Here is a 19,032-nt window from a genome sequence, read left to right as displayed (position 1 = left end):
ACCCGGCTCACCCGCCGTCGCTCACGCCTCGTCCCGGGTCAGTGCCAGCAGCCGGTCCAGCACCCGTGGTCCACCGGCCCGTACGCCATCGTGCTCGAACTCGTCCGTGACCCAGGTGCGCAGACCCCGTACGGCGCGGGCGGTCCGCAGGGAGTGGTCCGTGTCGACGTACATGTCGTCGTGGTAGACCGCGGCCGCGACCGGGACCTCGTTCACGGCGAGTCGGTCAGGATCGTAGAGGGGCGGCCGGCCCCGGTCCTCGGCCAGCACCTCCGCGGTGTCGCGCAGCGGGCGCAGGGCGGGATCGTTGTCGAACATCCAGGGGTGCACGGACTCGCCCGTGAAGAGCACCGGGCCGTCGCCGGTCAGCGTCTTGGCGGCGTCGAACTGCGGCAGGCTGTGGCGCACCCGCTCCGCCGCCCAGCTCGTGGGGCCCGCGTCCTGGCCGTAGCACGCCTCGTGGAGGAGCGCGTACAGCGGATGGCCCGCGTACGACAGCAGGCCCTGGACCTCCTCCTGGAAGGAGTCGGCAAGGGCGGGGCCCTGCGGGGTGTGGACGAAGGCGTCCTCCAGCAGGAAGTGCAGCCGGTGGCTGCCGTCGCCGCGGCCGAGGAGGATGCCGAGGGACTGGAACGCCTCGACGGTGAACCGGTAGCCGTTCGGCAGGACGACGTCGTGCTGGAGCAGGTGGTCGGCGATCCGGCGGGCCCGCTCGACGTCCTGCGGGTAACGGGCGTAGTGCGCGGCGACCTTGCGCTCCACACGCGGGTAGGCCGCCCGGTAGACGTCCTCGGCGCTCGCGTCGAGGGAGGGCAGTCCGCCGGTGATGAGGACGGTGCTCAGACCCTCGGGGGCCTGGGACAGGTAGGTGACCGCGCAGAAGCCGCCGAAGCTCTGGCCGAGGACGGCCCAGGGGGCGCCGCCGGTGACCTCGGGCCGGATGGCCTCACAGTCGCGGACGATGGAGTCGGCGCGGAAGTGGGCGAGATAGTCGGCCTGTTCGGCGGGGCCGCCGCGCATCGGCAGGGTCTGGCGGTTGGCGGGGGTCGAGGCACCCGTGCCGCGCTGGTCCAGCAGCAGGACCCGGTAGTCCTCCAGGGCCCGGCACAGCCAGGCCTCACGGCCGACGAAGCGGTTCGCCCCGAAGCCGGGGCCGCCCTGCAGATAGACCAGCCAGGGCAGTTCGGCGTCCGCCCTGTCGCTCGCGACGACCTCGCGCGCGTAGAGGTCGATCCGCTCCCCCGCCGGGTGGTCGTGGTCGAGGGGGACGGTGAAACGGCGGTCGGTGAGGACGACACCGGGCTGCCGGTAGCTGACGGACAACAGGGCTCCCTGAGCGGACGGATTCCAGGCCTTGGTCCAGTCCAGCACAGATTCTCCGCCCGGCCGACCCCGTGGATCAAGAAATTCTCGCTGAACCGGGGATCAGTACGTCGGCCGCCGTCGGTGCGCGGTCGCCGAAGCGGCGCTCAGCGTGCCGAGAGGCTGGAGCGACGCACCACCAGCTCGGGCTGGAGGACGACCCTCCGGTGCTCGTGCCGGATGAGCGCGGTCTCGGCCTCGGTCTCCTCCAGGAGGAGTTCGGCGGCGAGGGCGCCCATGGTGACGGCGGGCTGCCGTACGGAGGTGAGGGGGACGGCGGCCGCGGCAGCGAACTCGATGTCGTCGTAGCCGACGATGGCGAGGTCGTCGGGGACGCTCACACCGGCCGCGTACATGGCCTGGAGCACGCCGAGGGCGAGCAGGTCGTTGGCGCAGAAGACGGCGGTGGGGCGGTCGGCGAGGCCGAGGAGGCGGGCACCGGCGTCCCGGCCGGCGGCCACGTCGAGGCGCTCGGTGGGCAGCTCGCGCAGGGCGTCGGCGCCGAGTCCCGCCTCGCGCAGGGCGTTCAGGGCACCCGTACGGCGGTCGCGGACCTGGTTGAGGCCCGCCGGTCCGCTGACGTACGCGATGGAACGGTGGCCCGCGTCGACCAGATGCCGGACGGCGAGGGCGCCGCCCGCGACGTCGTCGACGGAGACCGAGCACTCGGTGGTGCCCTCGGCGACCCGGTCGACGAGGACGAAGGGGATGCCGTGGCGGCGGAACGCCTCGATGTTGCGTCCCGTCGCGTCGGCGGGGGTGAGCAGGACACCGCGCACCCGTTGTTCGGCGAAGAGCGAGAGGTACTCGGACTCCTCTCCGGCGCTCTGTGCGCTGTTGCAGACCATCACGCCGAGTCCGGCGTCGCGCGCGGCCCGCTCCGCACCGCGCGCGACGTCGACGAAGAAGGGGTTGCCCATGTCGAGCACGAGCAGCCCCATGATCCGGCTCCGCCCGGCCCGCAGCTGGCGCGCCGACTCGCTGCGGACGTAACCGAGGCGGTCGATCGCGGCCAGCACACGGGCTCGGGTCCCGGAGGCCACCGAGTCCGGCCGGTTGATGACGTTGGAAACGGTGCCGACGGAGACTCCGGCGGCTGCGGCGACGTCCTTGATACCCACCGGCTGCGACATCGGACGAGGACCTCCAGGAAAATACGGAGCGGCGGGCTTACGTTCACATTACCTTCGGGACCACCACAAGAACGGCCCGGTCGGGCGGCAGAAACGTTGCCCTGGTGCGTTGGATCAGGCGGGCAGGGCGAAGTCGACGACGCGGAGCGCCGACGGTGTCGTACCGCTGGACTTCACCTGGTACATCACGGACAGGACATTGTCCTGGGCGATGCGGGTCTCGTCGATCACGACCTCGCCGAAGGCGTTGAGGGCGCTGGGGTCGAACAGCGACTTCCAGTCGGTGTAGCCGGAGGCCGCGGAGGCGCCCCATATCCGGCCGAAGGGCAGGATCGCGTACGCGTTGTTGTACTTGTCGAGGGCCAGCTTGGTGCGCTGGCTGGAGCCGAGCGCGACCGGGATCTCGGTCTTCTGCCAGGTGCCGGAGGAGTTCTTGCGGACGTGGAAGGCGCGGCCGTTCGCGGTGCGGTTGGTGACGTAGTTCGTCGTGCACTGACCGAAGCGGCCGGGGACGTAGCTGATGATCGCGTGCGGGCGGCCGGCCGAGTCGGTGAACTGGCTCTCCTGGTTCATCAGGGAGTGGTCCGGGTTCAGCGCGTCGATCACCAGTCCGGCGTCGGTGACGGCGACCTTGTCGGAACCGCCGGTGGTGCCGACGACCGTGCCCGCGTTGTTGCGCCAGGTGCGGCCCCGGTCGTCCGAGAAGACGTAGCCGGTGTCGTGGTTGGTGATGCCGCCGCCGTTGCACATCACGGCGCCGTTCTGCTCGCGCCAGGTGAAGAAGGAGTGCAGGCGCCCGTTCTTGTCGTAGTCGATGCCGTGCAGGTACATGTTGCGGACGGAGCTGGAGCCGTGCTCGCTGGTGTACGTGCCGGTGGAGCTGGTCCACTCGCCGAGGTTGGTCCAGGAGGTGCCGTTGTACTCGGCGATGGCGTTGCGGCCGTTGCCGGAGATGCCGACGCGGTAGCTCAGCTGGAGCTTGCCGTCGGGCATCGAGACGAACTGCGGGTAGGTGAACTGCGAGGTGAGCGCCAGCCCGTCGAGGGTGGACTGTGGGGCGCCGAAGCGGCTCGTGGTCCAGCTGAGCCCGGCCGGGTTGTCCATGAGCCCGGCGACCGACTTGACGTAGGTGAAGCCGTCGCTGTGCGAGTCCATGTTGAGGTGGAGGCGGCCGTCGACCTTGGAGACGCCCATGGAGATGACGTTGTGGGAGTCGTTGTAGCGCAGTGTGTGGCCGACCTTGACGGTGGACCAGGTGCTGGAGCCGAGGACGCGGCGGCCGACGACGGCGTTGCGGTCGGCGGTGTACCAGACGGCGTACTGGTAGCCCTTGTAGGTCAGCAGACCGTTCTTCTGGAACGAGTTGTTGTTGACCAGGCCGTCGTAGGACACGAAGAAGATGGCCTGGCTGTCGAGCAGCGTGTTGCCGGTCTGGCTGACGGACGGGCCGGGGTCGGCGGCGCGGGCGGTGGCGGCGCCGAGGACGGGGCTCACGACGGCGCCGGCGAGTGCGGCGCCGAGCAGCGTACGTCTCTTCATCTCGGGGACTCCATTGTCGAGCGAAATGGGGAGGGGGAGGGTGCTGCGACCTGGGGGGGTCAGGCGAGGTGGAAGACCTCGGTGAGAGGCTTCATGGCCTCATCGGGCCGGGCGCCGTCGAGGGACTCGAAGAACGGCGCCATCTCCTTCTGCCAGCGGGCGTTGACCTCGGCGGCCTCCATGCCGGCGAGGGCTGCCTGGAAGTCCTCGGTCTCCAGATAGCCGACGAGGAGGCCGTCGTCGCGCAGGAAGAGGGAGTAGTTGTGCCAGCCGGTGGCCGAGAGCGCCTTAAGCATCTCCGGCCACACGGCGGCGTGCCGCTCGCGGTACTCGTCGATCCGGTCCTGACGGACCTTGAGGAGGAAGCAGACGCGCTGCATGAGGTACCGCTCCTGGGGTGAGGGGGGTGGCTGTGACGCCGGTTCGACGGATCAGAAGTTGAACTTGTCGATGTTGTCCTTGGTGAAGACGGTCGGCTTGCCGAGGCTGATCACGCCGTCCTTGCCGATGGTGTACTCGCCCATGTCACCGGCGGTGAAGGTCTCGCCCTCCTTGCCGGTGATCTGGCCGGAGACCAGCGCCACCGCGGTACGGGCGGCCAGCTCGCCGAGCTTCGCCGGGTCCCACAGCTCGAAGCCCTCGACGGTGCCGTCCTTGACGTACTTGCGCATGTCGTTGGGGGTGCCGAGGCCGGTCAGCTTGACCTTGCCCTTGTACTTGGAGCCCGACAGGTACTGGGCGGCGGCCTTGATGCCGACCGTGGTCGGGGAGATGATCCCCTTCAGGTTCGGGTACTCCTGGAGGAGGCCCTGGGTCTGCTGGAAGGACTTCTGGGCGTCGTCGTCACCGTAGGCGACCTTGACGAGCTTGATGTCCTTGTACTTGGGGTCGGTGAGTTCGTCCTTCATGAACTCGATCCAGGTGTTCTGGTTGGTCGCGGTCTGCGCTGCGGACAGGACCGCGATCTCGCCCTTGTAGCCGATCTGCTCGGCGAGCAGCTGGACCTCGGTGCGGCCCAGGTCCTCGGCGCTGGCCTGTGAGACGAAGGCGTTGCGGCACTCCGGCTTGGTGTCGGAGTCGTAGGTGACGACCTTGATGTCGTTGCTCATGGCCTGCTTGAGCGCGGTGCACAGGGCGCCCGGGTCCTGCGCGGAGACGGCCATGGCGTCGACCTGCTGCTGGGTGAGCGTGTTGACGTAGTTCACCTGGCCGGAGGTGTCCGTGGCGCTGGACGGGCCGACCTCCTTGTAGCTGGAGCCCAGCTCCTTCAGGGCCGCCTCGCCGCCCTTGTCGGCGGAGGTGAAGTACGGGTTGTTGACCTGCTTCGGCAGGAAGCCGACGGTCAGGCCCTTCTTCAGCTCGGCGTTCGGGTCGGCCTTGCCGGTGGCCGCGGCGGAGGCGGAGTCGTCCTTGACGTCGCTCTTCGTGGTACCGCCACAGGCGGTGACGGCGAGGGCGAAGGAGGTGACGGCGGCGAGAGCCGCACAGGAGCGACGAAGGGTTGCTCTGCGCATGACGAGGGTTCCTTTTCGAGGAGGTGTGGTGTGACGCGCCCCGTCGCTGTTCTCAGGGGCGCACGGCTGTACTTGTGTGCGGCTTCCGCCGCGTGGGGCGCGGCCGGCCACAGGGGACCGGCAGCTTTCAAACAGCCTTTCCGGCGGGGCCGAGCCCGGATTTTCGCCCGGCTCTGGCGAGAGCGACCTGCCGTGCGACCCGGGGGCCGAGCACGGACAGCACGAGCAGGACACCGGTGACGACGATCTGCGACTGCGCAGAGACGTCCTGCAGGCTCATCACGTTCTGCAGGGTGCCGAGCAGGAACACACCGGCGATCGCGCCGCCGAGCGTCCCCTTGCCTCCGTCGAAGTCGATGCCGCCGAGCAACACGGCGGCGATGACGGAGAGTTCGAGTCCGGTCGCGTTGTCGTAGCGGGCGCTTGCGTAGTGCAGCGCCCAGAAGATCCCGGTGAGGGAGGCCATGAGGCCGGTCACCGTGAAGAGGATCAGCTTCTGCCGCTTGACGCGGATACCGGTGAAGCGCGCGGCCTCCTCACTGGCGCCGATCGCGAACAGGGAGCGCCCGAACGGGGTGGCGTGCAGGGCGATCACGGCGATGACGAGCAGTACCAGGAAGGGGATGAAGGCCTGCGGGACGAAGCTGTCGCCGATCCGGCCGGCAGCGAAGTCCAGGTACTGGGTGGGGAAGTCGGTCACCGCGTCGGAGCCGAGCACGATCTGTGCGATGCCCCGGTAGGCGGCGAGCGTACCGATGGTGACGGCGAGGGAGGACAGGCCGAGCCGGGTGACCAGCAGGCCGTTGATCAGTCCGCAGACGACGCCGAGGAGCAGGCAGATCGGGATGATCGCCTCGATGGTCATGCCCTGGTTCCACAGGGCGCCCATCACCGCGCCGGACAGACCGGCGGTGGAGGCGACCGACAGATCGATCTCGCCGGCGACCACGAGGAGGGTCATCGGGAGGGCGACCAGCGCGATCGGCAGGGTGTTGCCGATGAGGAAGGACAGGTTGAGGGCGTTGCCGAAGCCGTCCACGGTGGAGAAGGACAACAGGAGCACGACGATGAACGTGGCGCCGACGGCTGAGTCCCACCTTTTCAGGGCGGACCAGCTGCTCGCACGCGACAGGGTGGAGTCAGCCATGGCGGGCGTTCCTCTTCTTCAGGGCGGCCGCCACCCTCAGCGCGACCACACGGTCCACGGCGATGGCGAGGATGAGCAGGATGCCGTTGATGGCCAGCACCCACACCGAGCTGACACCGAGGGCGGGCAGCACGCTGTTGATGGAGGTCAGCAGCAGGGCGCCGAGCGCCGCGCCGTAGACACTGCCGGAGCCGCCGGTGAAGACGACGCCGCCGACCACGACCGCGCTGACGACGGTGAGTTCGTAGCCGTTGCCGGTGCTGGAGTCGACGTTGCCGAAGCGGGCCAGGTACAGCGCTCCGGCGAGGCCCGCGAGGGCGCCGCAGAAGGTGTACGCCACCAGGATCCGCTTGCGGACCGGGATGCCGGCGAGGCGGGCGGCCTCCGGGTTGGAGCCGAGGGCGTACAGCTCGCGGCCGCTGCCGAAGTGCTTCATGTAGTACGCCGTGGCCACCAGCACCGCCACCGCGATCAGTGCCAGATACGGCACCGCGGAGATGCCGCCGGAGCCGAAGTCGATGAATCCGTCGGGCAGGGCGGACGCGGTGATCTGGCGGGAGCCGACCCAGATCGAGTCGATGCCCCGGATGATGTAGAGCGTGCCGAGGGTGACGACGAGGGCGGGCACCTGGCCGAGGCTGACCAGCAGACCGTTCAGCAGGCCGAAGCCGATGCCCATCAGGACCGCCAGGAACACGGCCACGACCGCGTTCCCGCCGCCCTGGAGATAGGTGCCGGCGGCGAAGGCGCTGATGCCGAGGGTGGAGCCGACCGACAGGTCGACGTTCCGGGTGATGACGACCAGCGACTGGCCGACGGCGACCAGTACCAGGATGGTCGCGTTGAGCAGGAGGTCCTTGATGCCCTGCTCGGTGAGGAACTCGCTGTTGCCGAGCTGGGTGACGACGATCATCACCAGGAAGACGGCCAGGATGGCGAGTTCACGCATCTTGAAGACGCGGTCCACGAGCCGGGTGCCGCTGGACTTGGGCACCTCGGCGACGGGGGTGTTCTGAGGGGTGGTCACCGTCATGCGGCGGCCCTCCCGGTGGCTGCGGCCATCACGGATTCCTCGGTGGCTTCGGAGCGAGGGATCTCGGCGGTGAGCCGACCCTCGTGCATCACGAGCACGCGGTCGGCCATGCCGAGGATCTCGGGCAGGTCGGAGGAGATCATCAGTACGGCCACGCCGTCGGCGGCGAGCTGGCTGAGGAGGCGGTGCACCTCGGCCTTCGTACCGACGTCGATGCCGCGGGTGGGCTCGTCGACGATCAGCACCTTCGGCCCGGTGGCGAGCCACTTGGCGAGGACGACCTTCTGCTGGTTGCCGCCGGACAGCGTGTTGACGGTGTCGGCGATCCGGGCGTACTTCACCTGGAGCTTGACGGCCCAGTCGAGGGAGCGGCTGCGTTCGGCGCCGCGGTCGACGAGGCCGGCCTTCACGGTCTTGCGGAGTCCGGTGAGCCCGATGTTCCGCTCGATGGACATGTCCATCACCAGGCCCTGGGCGCGGCGGTCCTCGGGGACCAGGGCGAGCCCGGCGGCCATCGCGGTGGAGGGGGCGCCGTTGGTGAGCGCCTTGCCGTCGAGGTCGACCTCGCCCGCGTCCCAGCGGTCGATGCCGAAGACGGCCCGCGCCACCTCCGTGCGGCCGGCGCCGACGAGGCCGGCCAGGCCGACGATCTCGCCGCGGCGGACGTCGAAGGAGACATCGGTGAAGACGCCCTCGCGGGTCAGCCGGCGCACGCTCAGCGCGACCTCGCCCGGCTCGACCTCCTGCTTCGGGTACAGCTCCGCCAGGTCGCGGCCGACCATGCGGCGGACCAGGTCGTCCTCGGTCATGCCCTCGACCGGTTCGCTGGCGATCCAGGCGCCGTCGCGCAGGGTGGTGACCCGCTGGCAGATCTGGAAGATCTCCTCCAGACGGTGGGAGATGAAGAGGACGGCGGAGCCCTGCTCGCGCAGGGTGCGGACGACACCGAAGAGCCGGGCCACCTCGCTGCCGGTGAGGGCCGCCGTCGGCTCGTCCATGATCAGGACGCGGGCGTCGAAGGAGAGCGCCTTGGCGATCTCGACGATCTGCTGGTCGGCGATGGACAGGCCGCGCGCCGGGCGGTCGGGGTCGAGTTCGACACCGAGCCGCTGCATCAGGGCGAGAGTCGCCGCATGGGTGGCCTTGTGGTCGATGCGGCCGAGGGCGCGGCGCGGCTGGCGGCCCATGAAGATGTTTTCGGCGATCGAAAGGTCGGGGAAGAGAGTGGGCTCCTGGTAGATCACGGCGATGCCCGCGTCCCGGGCGTCGGCCGGGCCGTGGAAGACCGTGGGCTCGCCGTCGAGGAGCACCTGACCGGAATCCGGTCGGTGCACCCCGGCGAGGCTCTTGATCAGGGTCGACTTGCCCGCGCCGTTCTCCCCGGCGAGTGCGTGCACCTCGCCCGGGAACAGTTCGAGGGACACGTCCCGCAGGGCGCGTACGGCGCCGAAGGACTTGGAAATGCCCTTCAACGCGAGAACGGGGGCCGGACCCGTGTCGGACCGGTGGGTCATGGGGGCTCCTCGACGACGGCCGGTGGCTGGCTGAGAAGCTGCCTCACTGCGCCGTGAAAGGTTTCAACTGGGTTGCCGGGACGTTAGGCATCACACGCATGTCACGTCAATGGGTTTCGGTCGAAATTCTTTCGATAGAAGTGGTCACAACAGGGTCACGGCGAACGATATTGAGTGCAGGGGTTGACAGTGAGGCGAGCCACTCATAGTTTCCGGTGCTGAATCGTTTCAGACATCGAAGTCGGTAGGAGCCCTGACGTGACCGAGCTCGCCGCGGTGAAGGCCGCCCTCAAAACACAGGCCGTCGAGACGCCGTCGTGGGCGTACGGGAACTCGGGAACGCGCTTCAAGGTGTTCGCCCAACAGGGTGTTCCGCGCAATCCCTGGGAGAAGCTGGACGACGCCGGGAAGGTCCACGAGTTCACCGGGGTGGCCCCGACCGTGGCGCTGCACATCCCCTGGGACAAGGTCGAGGACTACGCGGCCCTCGCGAAGCACGCCGAGCAGCGTGGCGTGAAGCTGGGCGCCATCAACTCCAACACCTTCCAGGACGACGACTACAAGCTGGGCAGCGTCTGCCACCCTCAGGCGGCGATCCGCCGCAAGGCGGTCGATCATCTGCTGGAGTGCGTCGACATCATGGACGCGACCGGGTCCCGGGACCTGAAGCTGTGGTTCGCGGACGGTACGAACTATCCCGGCCAGGACGACATCCGTGAGCGGCAGGACCGGCTGGCCGAGGCGCTCGCCGAGGTCTACGAGCGGCTCGGGGACGAGCAGCGGATGCTGCTGGAGTACAAGTTCTTCGAGCCGGCGTTCTACGCGACCGACGTGCCGGACTGGGGCACCGCCTACGCCCACTGCCTGAAGCTCGGTCCGAAGGCGCAGGTCGTGGTCGACACCGGGCACCACGCGCCGGGGACCAACATCGAGTTCATCGTGGCGACGCTGCTGCGCGAGGGGAAGCTCGGCGCGTTCGACTTCAACTCGCGGTTCTACGCCGACGACGACCTGATGGTGGGTTCCGCCGACCCGTTCCAGCTCTTCCGGATCATGTACGAGGTCGTGCGTGGCGGCGGGTTCACTCCCGAGGTCGCGTTCATGCTCGACCAGTGCCACAACATCGAGGCGAAGATCCCGGCGATCATCCGGTCGGTGATGAACGTGCAGGAGGCCACGGCCAAGGCGCTGCTGGTGGACCGGGACGCGTTGCGCTCCGCTCAGCAGGCCGGGGATGTGCTGGAGGCCAACGCGGTGCTGATGGACGCGTACAACACGGATGTGCGGCCGTTGCTGCGTGAGGTGCGCGAGGAGATGGGGCTGGACGCCGACCCCATGGGGGCGTACCGCCGGTCCGGATGGGCCTCGAAGATCGTTGAGGAGCGGGTGGGTGGAGAGCAGGCGGGTTGGGGGGCGTGACCGCTGCGCCGGGCTGAAGCCGATTGCCGTATTTCGTCTGCCACGTTCCGTCGGATGCGGACTGCGGGCCGGTTCGTGGCTGGTCGCGCAGTTCCCCGCGCCCCTGAAGGGGCACTGCACTCCCCCCTCTCTGCACACGTCACCGTAAGGATTGATCGCACATGGCAACCCATTCCGAAGCCGCAGCTCTGCTCGCCCGGTCCCGTCGGCTCGGTGCCGATCCCCGCAACACCAACTACGCCGGTGGCAACACGTCCGCCAAGGGGACCGACACCGATCCCGTCACCGGAGGTGATGTGGAGCTGATGTGGGTGAAGGGGTCCGGCGGTGACCTCGGGACGCTCACCGAGGCGGGGCTGGCCGTGCTGCGGCTCGACCGCATGCGGGCGCTCGTCGACGTGTACCCGGGCGTCGAGCGCGAGGACGAGATGGTGGCCGCGTTCGACTACTGCCTGCACGGCAAGGGTGGGGCGGCGCCGTCCATCGACACCGCCATGCACGGGCTGGTGGACGCCGCCCACGTCGATCACCTGCACCCCGACTCCGGGATCGCGCTCGCCTGCGCGGCCGACGGGGAGAAGCTGACCGCCGAGTGTTTCGGGGACAGCGTGGTGTGGGTGCCGTGGCGGCGACCCGGCTTCCAGCTCGGGCTGGACATCGCGGCGGTCAAGCGGGAGAACCCGCAGGCCATCGGGTGCGTGCTGGGCGGACACGGGATCACCGCCTGGGGTGACACCGCCGAGGAGTGCGAGAAGAACTCGCTGCACATCATCCGTACGGCCGAGCAGTTCCTCGTCGAGCGCGGGAAGGCCGAGCCGTTCGGGCCCGCCGTCGAGGGGTACGCGGCGCTCGCCGCCCCGGAGCGCGGGGAGCGGGCCGCCGCCCTGGCGCCGCACATCCGGGCGATCGCCTCGCAGGACAGGCCGCAGGTCGGGCACTTCACCGACGCGGAGGTCGTCCTCGACTTCCTGGCGAGCGCGGAGCACCCGCGGCTCGCCGCCCTGGGCACCTCGTGCCCCGACCACTTCCTGCGTACGAAGGTCCGGCCGCTCGTGCTGGACCTTCCGCCGACCGCCGATCTCGACGCGGCGATCGCGCGGCTGAAGGAGCTGCACGCCGAGTACCGGGACGAGTACGCCGCCTACTACCAGCGGCACGCCGAGCCCGACTCCCCCGCGATGCGCGGCGCCGACCCGGCGATCGTGCTGATCCCGGGGGTCGGCATGTTCAGCTTCGGCAAGGACAAGCAGACCGCGCGGGTGGCCGGCGAGTTCTACGTCAACGCGATCAACGTGATGCGGGGCGCCGAGGCCGTGTCGACGTACGCGCCGATCGAGGAGTCGGAGAAGTTCCGCATCGAGTACTGGGCGCTGGAGGAGGCAAAGCTCCAGCGGATGCCCAAGGCGAAGCCGCTCGCGACGCGAGTCGCGCTCGTCACGGGTGCGGGCAGCGGGATCGGCAAGGCGATCGCCCACCGGCTGGTCGCCGAGGGGGCGTGTGTCGTCGTCGCCGATCTCAACGGCGAGAACGCCGCCGCCGTCGCCGAGGAGCTGGGCGGGGCCGACAAGGCCGTGGCCGTCACCGTCGACGTGACGGACGAGGAGCAGATCGGTGCGGCCTTCAAGGCCGCCGCGCTGGCCTTCGGCGGTGTCGACCTCGTCGTCAACAACGCGGGCATCTCGATCTCCAAGCCGCTGCTGGAGACGTCGGCCAGGGACTGGGATCTCCAGCACGACATCATGGCGCGCGGTTCCTTCCTCGTGTCGCGCGAGGCGGCCCGCGTGATGATCGCGCAGGGGCTGGGCGGCGACATCGTCTACATCGCCTCGAAGAACGCCGTCTTCGCCGGACCCAACAACATCGCCTACTCCGCCACCAAGGCCGACCAGGCGCACCAGGTGCGGCTGCTGGCCGCCGAGCTGGGTGAGCACGGTATCCGCGTCAACGGGGTCAACCCCGACGGTGTGGTGCGTGGCTCCGGGATCTTCGCGGCGGGCTGGGGCGCGCAGCGTGCGGCGACCTACGGGATCGAGGAGGAGAAGCTGGGCGAGTTCTACGCGCAGCGGACCATCCTCAAGCGCGAGGTGCTGCCGGACCACGTGGCGAACGCGGTGTTCGCGCTGACGGGCGGGGAGCTGACGCACACCACCGGTCTGCACGTCCCGGTCGACGCCGGCGTGGCCGCCGCCTTCCTCCGATGAGCACGCGTGCGACGAGCGGGTCCGTGAAGTCGTACGCGGCGGTCGACCTCGGTGCGTCCAGTGGGCGTGTCATGGTCGGCCGCGCGGGGCGGGACTCGCTGGAGCTGGTCGAGGCCCACCGCTTCCCCAACCGCCCGGTGCGCACACCCGAGGGGCTGCGCTGGGACGTGCTGTCGCTGTACGCGGGGGTCCTGGACGGGCTGAAGGCGGCCGGCCAGGTCGACTCCGTCGGGATCGACAGCTGGGCCGTCGACTACGGGCTGCTCGACGCCGACGGGGCCCTGCTGGGCAACCCGGTGCACTACCGGGACACCCGTACCGAGGGTGTCGCGGAGAAGGTGTGGGCCACCGTGCCCGCCGCCGAGCTGTACGCGGCGACCGGGTTGCAGTACGCGCCCTTCAACACGCTGTACCAGCTGGTCGCCGCCCGGTCGTCCGCCCAGCTGGCGTACGCGAAGAGGCTGTTGCTCATCCCCGATCTGCTGACGTACTGGCTGACCGGTGAGCTGGGGACCGAGCTGACCAACGCCTCGACGACGCAGCTGATCGATCCCAGGACGCGCGACTGGTCGTACGACGTGGCGGCGCGGCTCGGGGTCGACCTGGAGCTGTTCGCGCCGCTGCGGCGGCCCGGGGATCCGGCGGGGCTCCTCCAGCGGCGGGTGCTGGAGGAGACGGGGCTGGCCGGACCGGTTCCGGTGACGACGGTCGGGTCGCACGACACGGCCTCGGCGGTGGCCGCCGTCCCGGCCACCGGTGAGCGGTTCGCGTACATCTGCACCGGCACCTGGTCGCTGGCCGGCCTGGAGCTGGAGGCTCCGGTGCTGACCGAGGCGAGCCGGGCGGCCAACTTCACCAATGAGCTGGGGCTCGACGGCACGGTCCGTTACCTCCGGAACATCATGGGGCTGTGGCTGCTGCAGGAGTGCGTACGGGAGTGGGGGAACCCGGATCTCGGGGAGCTGCTGCGGGCCGCGGCGGGGGTGCCCGCGCTGCGGTCGGTCGTGGACGCCGGGGACTCGGCGTTCCTCGCGCCCGGCCGGATGCCGGAGCGGATCGCGCAGGCGTGCCGGGAGTCGGGGCAGCCCGTTCCGCAGACGCCCGCCGAGGTCACCCGCTGCATCCTCGACTCGCTGGCCCTCGCCCACCGGCGGGCCGTGACCGAGGCCCAGGCGCTGGCCGACCACCCCGTGGACGTCGTCCACATCGTCGGCGGCGGCACCCGCAACGCCCTGCTCTGCCAGCTCACCGCCGACGCCTGCGGGCTGCCGGTGGTGGCGGGACCGGCGGAGGCGGCGGCCCTGGGCAACGTCCTCGTCCAGGCCCGCACCCACGGCCTGGTGGGCGACCGGGCCTCGATACGGCGGCTCCTCGCCCGCACCCAGCCGCTGGTGCGGTACGAGCCGCAGGGCGACCCCGCGGCCTGGCGCGCGGCGGAGGACCGGCTCACCGCACGGTGAGCCGGGCGGCCTCGGGCGGGGTCCTTCCCCTCGCCGGTCGGCGCGCGGGTTCGCCCGTGGCCGCCGATCGGTGGGGGGCTCTCGCCCTTCGCGTACTCAACCCGTACTCTGCACTCATCCGATGATCGACCCCCAAGGAGCCGCGATGCGTGTCGCCCTGTTCCTGACCTGTGTCAACGACACGCTCTATCCGGACACCGGCCGGGCCGTGGTGAAACTGCTGACCAGGCTGGGTGTGGACGTCGACTTCCCGATGGGTCAGACCTGCTGCGGGCAGGCCCACTACAACACCGGGTACCGGCACGAGGCCGAGCCGCTGGCCCGGAAGTTCTCCGATGTATTCCGGGAGTACGAGGCGATCGTGACGCCGTCCGGCTCGTGCGGTGCGATGGTGCGGGAGCTGTATCCGCGGATGGGTGAGCGGGCGCGGGCGGAGGGGCGCGGGGACACCCTGGCGCGGACGCTGGCGCCGGTCGTGCCGAAGACGTACGAGCTGACCGAGTTCCTGGTGGACGTGCTGGGCGTGACCGACGTCGGCGCGTACTACCCGCACAAGGTGACGTACCACCCGACCTGCCACGGGCTGCGGAGCCTCGGCCTCGGCGAGCGGCCGCAGAAACTGCTCCAGGCCGTGAAGGGGCTGGAGCTGGTGGAGCTGCCGGGCGCCGACGAGTGCTGCGGCTTCGGTGGCACGTTCGCCGTGAAGAACTCCGATGTCTCGGCGGCCATGGGTACGGACAAGGTGCGCAACGCCGAGTCGACGGGCGCCGAGGTGCTGTGCGCGGCCGACAACTCGTGCCTGATGCACATCGGCGGCACGATGACCCGGCTGCGCACGGCCGTACGCCCGGTCCACATCGCGGAGATCCTGGCGAGCACGGAAGAGGAGCCCCTCGGATGAGCGGGACGTATCTCGGTATGCCGGCCTTCCCGAAGGCCGCGCACGAAGCCGTGCACAACACGACCCTGCGCGGCAATCTGCGCCACGCCACGCACACCATCCGTGCCAAACGCGCGAGCGCGGTCGCGGAGATGTCCGACTGGGCCGCGCTGCGCGAGGCCGGCAAACAGATCAAGGACCACACGCTCCGTCATCTCGACCGGTACCTCGTGCAGTTGGAGGAGGCGGTCACGGCCGCGGGCGGCACGGTCCACTGGGCCGCCGACGCGGACGAGGCCAACCGGATCGTCACGTATCTCGTCAAGGCGACCGGGGAGAGCGAGGTCGTCAAGGTCAAGTCGATGGCCACGCAGGAGATCGGGCTGAACGAGGCGCTGGAGGCCGAGGGGATCAACGCCTACGAGACCGACCTCGCCGAACTCATCGTGCAGTTGGGCAAGGACCGGCCCTCGCACATCCTCGTCCCGGCGATCCACCGCAACCGGGGCGAGATCCGTGACATCTTCGCGCGCGAGATGAGCGAGTGGGGCCGCCCGGCCCCCGAAGGCCTCACCGACTCGCCCGCCGAGCTGGCGGACGCCGCGCGGCTGCATCTGCGGGAGAAGTTCCTGCGCGCCAAGGTCGGTGTCTCCGGCGCCAACTTCATGGTCGCCGAGACCGGCACGCTGGTGGTCGTGGAGTCCGAGGGCAACGGCCGGATGTGCCTCACCCTGCCCGAGACCCTGATCTCCGTCGTCGGCATCGAGAAGATCGTCCCGACCTGGCAGGACCTGGAGGTGTTCCTGCAGACCCTCCCCCGCTCCTCCACGGCCGAGCGGATGAACCCGTACACCTCCACCTGGACCGGCACCACCGACGAGGACGGCCCGCAGGCGTTCCACCTCGTCCTCATCGACAACGGCCGCACCGACACCCTCGCCGACGAGGTGGGCCGCCAGGCCCTGCGCTGCATCCGTTGCTCGGCCTGCCTCAACGTCTGCCCGGTGTACGAGCGGGCGGGCGGCCACGCCTACGGCTCGGTCTACCCGGGCCCGATCGGCGCCATCCTGAGCCCTCAACTCCGGGGCACGGGAAGCGAGATCGACGCCTCCCTGCCGTACGCCTCCTCGCTGTGCGGCGCCTGCTACGAGGTGTGCCCGGTCGCCATCGACATCCCCGAGGTGCTGGTGCATCTGCGGGAGCGGGTCGCGCAGGGCGGCCCGGTGACGGAACAGGGCAACAAGGTCGTCCTCAAGCCCGCGAAGGGGCACGCAGCCGAGCGCGCGGCGATGCGCGCGGCCCGCTGGGCGTTCAGCCACCCCGGCGCGCTGCGCACCGGGCAGCGGCTCGCGTCCCGCACCCGCCGCTTCCATCCCCGTACGCTGCCGGGCCCCGGCAAGGCGTGGAGCGCCAGTCGCGATCTTCCCGCGCTGCCCGCCGAGCCGTTCCGGGACTGGTGGCAGCGTACGAACGGCGGAAAGGACACGGGCAAGTGAGCAGCAGGGATCTGATCCTGGGCCGGGTGCGGCGCGCCCTCGCCGACGTCCCCCGGGACGAAACGCCGTACGAGCAGGCGGTCGAGCGGGGTTATCTCCGTGAGCACGGAGCACTGGGCGTCGCTCGGACGGTTGAGCTGCTGGCGGAGAACCTGGCGGACTACCGGGCGATCGTGCACCGCACGGACGCGGACGGGCTCGCCGGGGTCGTCGCCGGGCTGTTGCGTGAGCACGGATCGAGGACGGTGCTGGCTCCGCCGGGACTGCGCGAGGAATGGCTGGCGGCGAGCGAAGCGGCACGCGTACCGGACCACGGGGAGAGCACCGCGCACGAGCTGGACCGGGTCGACAGTGTGGTCACCGCCTGTGCCCTCGCCATCGCCGAGACCGGCACGATCGTCCTCGACGGCTCCCCCGACCAGGGCCGCCGCCGGATCACCCTCGTACCCGACCACCACATCTGTGTCGTCCGCGTACCGGAGCAGGTCGTGTCGTCGGTGCCGCAGGCGCTCGAACGCCTCGATCCGGCCCGCCCGTTGACCTGGATCTCCGGGCCGTCCGCCACCAGTGACATCGAGCTGGACCGGGTGGAGGGGGTGCACGGCCCGCGCACCCTGGAGGTGGTGCTGGTGACCGGGAGCGGCGACCAGGCCGTTTCTGACGGCTCTTGAAGCCGTTCGTGAGCGGTCACGGACGAGTCCGGTGAGGCGGCCGGCGCCTCACGAGTCACCTCGCGCGGCGCCGATCGGCCGGATGATCTCCGACAAAGAGCCAGCAGAAGCGACCTGGTGCCGCGGCAGGCAGCGTTCGCCCGTGAAGGAGCGGCGTCCGGTGCGTGCTCTCGGCGTGCCGGCCGAAGGCCCTCGTACTGGATGTACTCGGGTCCTCGGCCGGTGCGGCGAGAGAGCGTGCCGGGCGTCGCGACGGGGCGAACGTTGCCTGCCGCCGCACTGGCACCGGGAATCGGCTCGGCTTCCCGGACGTGGCATCGCGTCCGGGAAGCCCGCGGGCCGCGGTCGGCCGGATCTCGACGGTGGGCGGCCGTTCCGGTCGCTGTGCGCTGATCACGTACGTGGCGATCTTGCTAGGTTGGCGGCGTCCACACGCGCCAACACGGGGAGTTTCCATGCCACTTGACCGTCCGGTGATCAACAGTGGTGTTCCGCACTCGGCCCGGATCTGGAACTACTGGCTCGGCGGCAAGGACTGCTACGAGATCGATCGGCAGGTCGGGGACGAGATCCGCGGGGTGAACCCCCGGATCGTCGACATCGCCCGCGCCCAGCGGGCGTTCCTGCGCAGAACGGTCACTCACCTGACCGAGGAGGCCGGCTTACGGCAGTTCCTCGACATCGGCACCGGGCTGCCCACCGCGGACAACACCCACGAGGTCGCCCAGCGCACGGCCCGGGACGCTCGGATCGTCTACGTCGACCACGACCCGACCGTCCTCGCCCACGCCAACGCCCTGCTCACCAGCGCCCCCGAGGGCGCCACCGCCTTCATCGCGGCCGATCTGCGCGCCCCGGACACCATCCTCGAACGCGCGGCCGACACTCTCGACCTCACCCGCCCGGTCGCCCTGCTGCTGCTCGGCATCACCGCCCATGTGCCCGACGAGAGCGTGTACGGCATCGTCGCCCGGCTCCTCGACGCCCTGCCCTCCGGCAGCCACCTCGTGCTCGCCGACAGCACGGAGGTGTACCGGCCGGAGGCGATGCGCAGGATGGTCGAGCACTGGAACGAGACGAGCGACAACCCGCGCGTCAACCGCTCCCCCGAGCAGCTCACCCGCTTCTTCGACGGGCTGGAACCGCTGGAACCCGGGCTCGTGTCCGTGGCCCGGTGGCGGGCAGAGCGGGGCGGCTCCGACGAGCCGTGGGAAGTGGACTGCTTCGGCGGGGTGGGCCGCAAGCCGTGAGCGTCGCGGCACAGCGCCGACGACACGGGGAGCACCGCTCACTCCTGGCCAAAGCTTCGGCGGCCACCCTCAGATCCGACCCCGGTCCCGCGTACGCGCCCTCGCGGCCGTCGGCGCGGAGTACCGCGGAGAGGTGGAGCGTGGCCACGAACGCGGCCCACACGATCCGTCCGCAGACACAGGGGCAGCAGCGCGGCGCGGTCCCGGGTGACCCGGAAGGAGGCGCCGAGCAGCACAGCGCCGGCGGTCACGCCGAGGGCCACCACGATCTGCCGGGCGCCCGCACGCCCCGACGCCCGCCCCCTCCGGCCCACCGGTCTCGGCCGTCGGTCTCGCGGCACCTGAAGCGGTCATGGTCGTTGTTCCCAGGTGGGAGTGCCCAGGGCCCGCGCCCTGCCCCCCGGCCGACGGTC

The 19,032-nt window shown here is 70.3% G+C and carries 15 protein-coding genes; 7 read left to right on the top strand and 8 right to left on the bottom strand.

Annotated elements, in window-relative coordinates:
* Positions 1-21: 21 nt before the first annotated feature.
* From OG858_RS42045 to OG858_RS42010, 8 genes are all read right to left on the bottom strand, one after another.
* Positions 22-1,323, bottom strand: a complete 1,302-nt coding sequence (locus OG858_RS42045; RefSeq protein WP_328545265.1) for an alpha/beta fold hydrolase — start codon at positions 1,321-1,323, stop codon at positions 22-24.
* A gap of 146 nt (positions 1,324-1,469) precedes the next feature.
* Positions 1,470-2,495 carry a LacI family DNA-binding transcriptional regulator gene (locus OG858_RS42040; protein WP_086751331.1) on the bottom strand — a complete coding sequence of 342 codons (1,026 nt, stop codon included), beginning with the start codon at positions 2,493-2,495 and terminating at the stop codon, positions 1,470-1,472.
* Between the two features lie 114 nt (positions 2,496-2,609).
* A complete protein-coding gene (locus OG858_RS42035; RefSeq protein ID WP_319065417.1) occupies positions 2,610-4,034 on the bottom strand; it encodes a BNR repeat-containing protein in 1,425 nt (474 codons plus the stop codon).
* A 59-nt stretch (positions 4,035-4,093) separates the two neighbouring features.
* On the bottom strand, positions 4,094-4,414 hold the full coding sequence (locus OG858_RS42030) for an L-rhamnose mutarotase (RefSeq protein ID WP_086748314.1): 321 nt from the start codon (positions 4,412-4,414) through the stop codon (positions 4,094-4,096).
* 51 nt (positions 4,415-4,465) lie between these two features.
* Positions 4,466-5,548: a rhamnose ABC transporter substrate-binding protein gene (rhaS, locus tag OG858_RS42025; RefSeq protein WP_086748315.1), complete on the bottom strand. Its 1,083-nt coding sequence runs from the start codon at positions 5,546-5,548 to the stop codon at positions 4,466-4,468.
* Between the two features lie 127 nt (positions 5,549-5,675).
* Positions 5,676-6,695: an ABC transporter permease gene (locus OG858_RS42020; protein ID WP_037698653.1), complete on the bottom strand. Its 1,020-nt coding sequence runs from the start codon at positions 6,693-6,695 to the stop codon at positions 5,676-5,678.
* On the bottom strand, positions 6,688-7,728 hold the full coding sequence (locus tag OG858_RS42015; RefSeq protein WP_086748316.1) for an ABC transporter permease: 1,041 nt from the start codon (positions 7,726-7,728) through the stop codon (positions 6,688-6,690). Before OG858_RS42015 ends, OG858_RS42020 begins: the two co-directional genes overlap by 8 nt.
* Positions 7,725-9,242, bottom strand: a complete 1,518-nt coding sequence (locus OG858_RS42010) for a sugar ABC transporter ATP-binding protein (RefSeq protein WP_086748317.1) — start codon at positions 9,240-9,242, stop codon at positions 7,725-7,727. The genes OG858_RS42015 and OG858_RS42010 overlap by 4 nt, the downstream gene beginning before the upstream one ends.
* A gap of 258 nt (positions 9,243-9,500) precedes the next feature.
* Between OG858_RS42010 and rhaI the strand changes: the two genes are divergently transcribed.
* The 7 genes from rhaI (at position 9,501) to OG858_RS41975 (ending at position 18,619) form a co-directional block, all read left to right on the top strand.
* A complete protein-coding gene (gene rhaI / locus OG858_RS42005) occupies positions 9,501-10,661 on the top strand; it encodes an L-rhamnose isomerase (RefSeq protein WP_086748318.1) in 1,161 nt (386 codons plus the stop codon).
* Positions 10,662-10,822: 161 nt separating this feature from the next.
* Complete coding sequence (locus OG858_RS42000) at positions 10,823-12,862, top strand: bifunctional aldolase/short-chain dehydrogenase (RefSeq protein WP_086748319.1); 2,040 nt, start codon at positions 10,823-10,825, stop codon at positions 12,860-12,862.
* Positions 12,863-12,885: 23 nt separating this feature from the next.
* A complete protein-coding gene (locus OG858_RS41995) occupies positions 12,886-14,322 on the top strand; it encodes a rhamnulokinase (RefSeq protein ID WP_327749469.1) in 1,437 nt (478 codons plus the stop codon).
* 145 nt (positions 14,323-14,467) lie between these two features.
* Positions 14,468-15,223 (top strand): (Fe-S)-binding protein, encoded by a 756-nt coding sequence (locus OG858_RS41990; protein ID WP_086748321.1) that lies wholly within the window; start codon positions 14,468-14,470, stop codon positions 15,221-15,223.
* A complete protein-coding gene (locus tag OG858_RS41985) occupies positions 15,220-16,698 on the top strand; it encodes a LutB/LldF family L-lactate oxidation iron-sulfur protein (protein WP_319767004.1) in 1,479 nt (492 codons plus the stop codon). Before OG858_RS41990 ends, OG858_RS41985 begins: the two co-directional genes overlap by 4 nt.
* Entirely contained in the window at positions 16,695-17,369 is a 675-nt protein-coding gene (locus OG858_RS41980; RefSeq protein WP_086748323.1) for a LutC/YkgG family protein, read from the top strand. The genes OG858_RS41985 and OG858_RS41980 overlap by 4 nt, the downstream gene beginning before the upstream one ends.
* Positions 17,370-17,824: 455 nt before the next feature.
* The gene (locus tag OG858_RS41975; RefSeq protein ID WP_328543905.1) at positions 17,825-18,619 is read left to right on the top strand and encodes an SAM-dependent methyltransferase; all 795 of its coding nucleotides are present in this window, start codon (positions 17,825-17,827) and stop codon (positions 18,617-18,619) included.
* The last annotated feature ends 413 nt before the right edge of the window (positions 18,620-19,032 follow it).

The sequence above is a fragment of the Streptomyces europaeiscabiei genome, assembly GCF_036346855.1.
Taxonomy (GTDB): domain Bacteria; phylum Actinomycetota; class Actinomycetes; order Streptomycetales; family Streptomycetaceae; genus Streptomyces; species Streptomyces europaeiscabiei.
The sequence above is the reverse complement of the archived record's forward strand: the minus strand, read 5'-3'. Positions and strand labels throughout refer to the sequence as shown.

Bases quoted from the DNA above. Each gene is read 5' to 3' on its own strand.
- OG858_RS42015 (WP_086748316.1), bottom strand. From the start codon at position 7,728: ATGACGGTGACCACCCCTCAGAACACCCCCGTCGCCGAGGTGCCCAAG.
- OG858_RS41990 (WP_086748321.1), top strand. From the start codon at position 14,468: ATGCGTGTCGCCCTGTTCCTGACCTGTGTCAACGACACGCTCTATCCG.
- OG858_RS41975 (WP_328543905.1), top strand. From the start codon at position 17,825: ATGCCACTTGACCGTCCGGTGATCAACAGTGGTGTTCCGCACTCGGCC.
- OG858_RS42040 (WP_086751331.1), bottom strand. From the start codon at position 2,495: ATGTCGCAGCCGGTGGGTATCAAGGACGTCGCCGCAGCCGCCGGAGTC.
- rhaS (WP_086748315.1), bottom strand. From the start codon at position 5,548: ATGCGCAGAGCAACCCTTCGTCGCTCCTGTGCGGCTCTCGCCGCCGTC.
- OG858_RS41985 (WP_319767004.1), top strand. From the start codon at position 15,220: ATGAGCGGGACGTATCTCGGTATGCCGGCCTTCCCGAAGGCCGCGCAC.
- OG858_RS42020 (WP_037698653.1), bottom strand. From the start codon at position 6,695: ATGGCTGACTCCACCCTGTCGCGTGCGAGCAGCTGGTCCGCCCTGAAA.
- OG858_RS42030 (WP_086748314.1), bottom strand. From the start codon at position 4,414: ATGCAGCGCGTCTGCTTCCTCCTCAAGGTCCGTCAGGACCGGATCGAC.
- OG858_RS42010 (WP_086748317.1), bottom strand. From the start codon at position 9,242: ATGACCCACCGGTCCGACACGGGTCCGGCCCCCGTTCTCGCGTTGAAG.
- OG858_RS42000 (WP_086748319.1), top strand. From the start codon at position 10,823: ATGGCAACCCATTCCGAAGCCGCAGCTCTGCTCGCCCGGTCCCGTCGG.
- OG858_RS42035 (WP_319065417.1), bottom strand. From the start codon at position 4,034: ATGAAGAGACGTACGCTGCTCGGCGCCGCACTCGCCGGCGCCGTCGTG.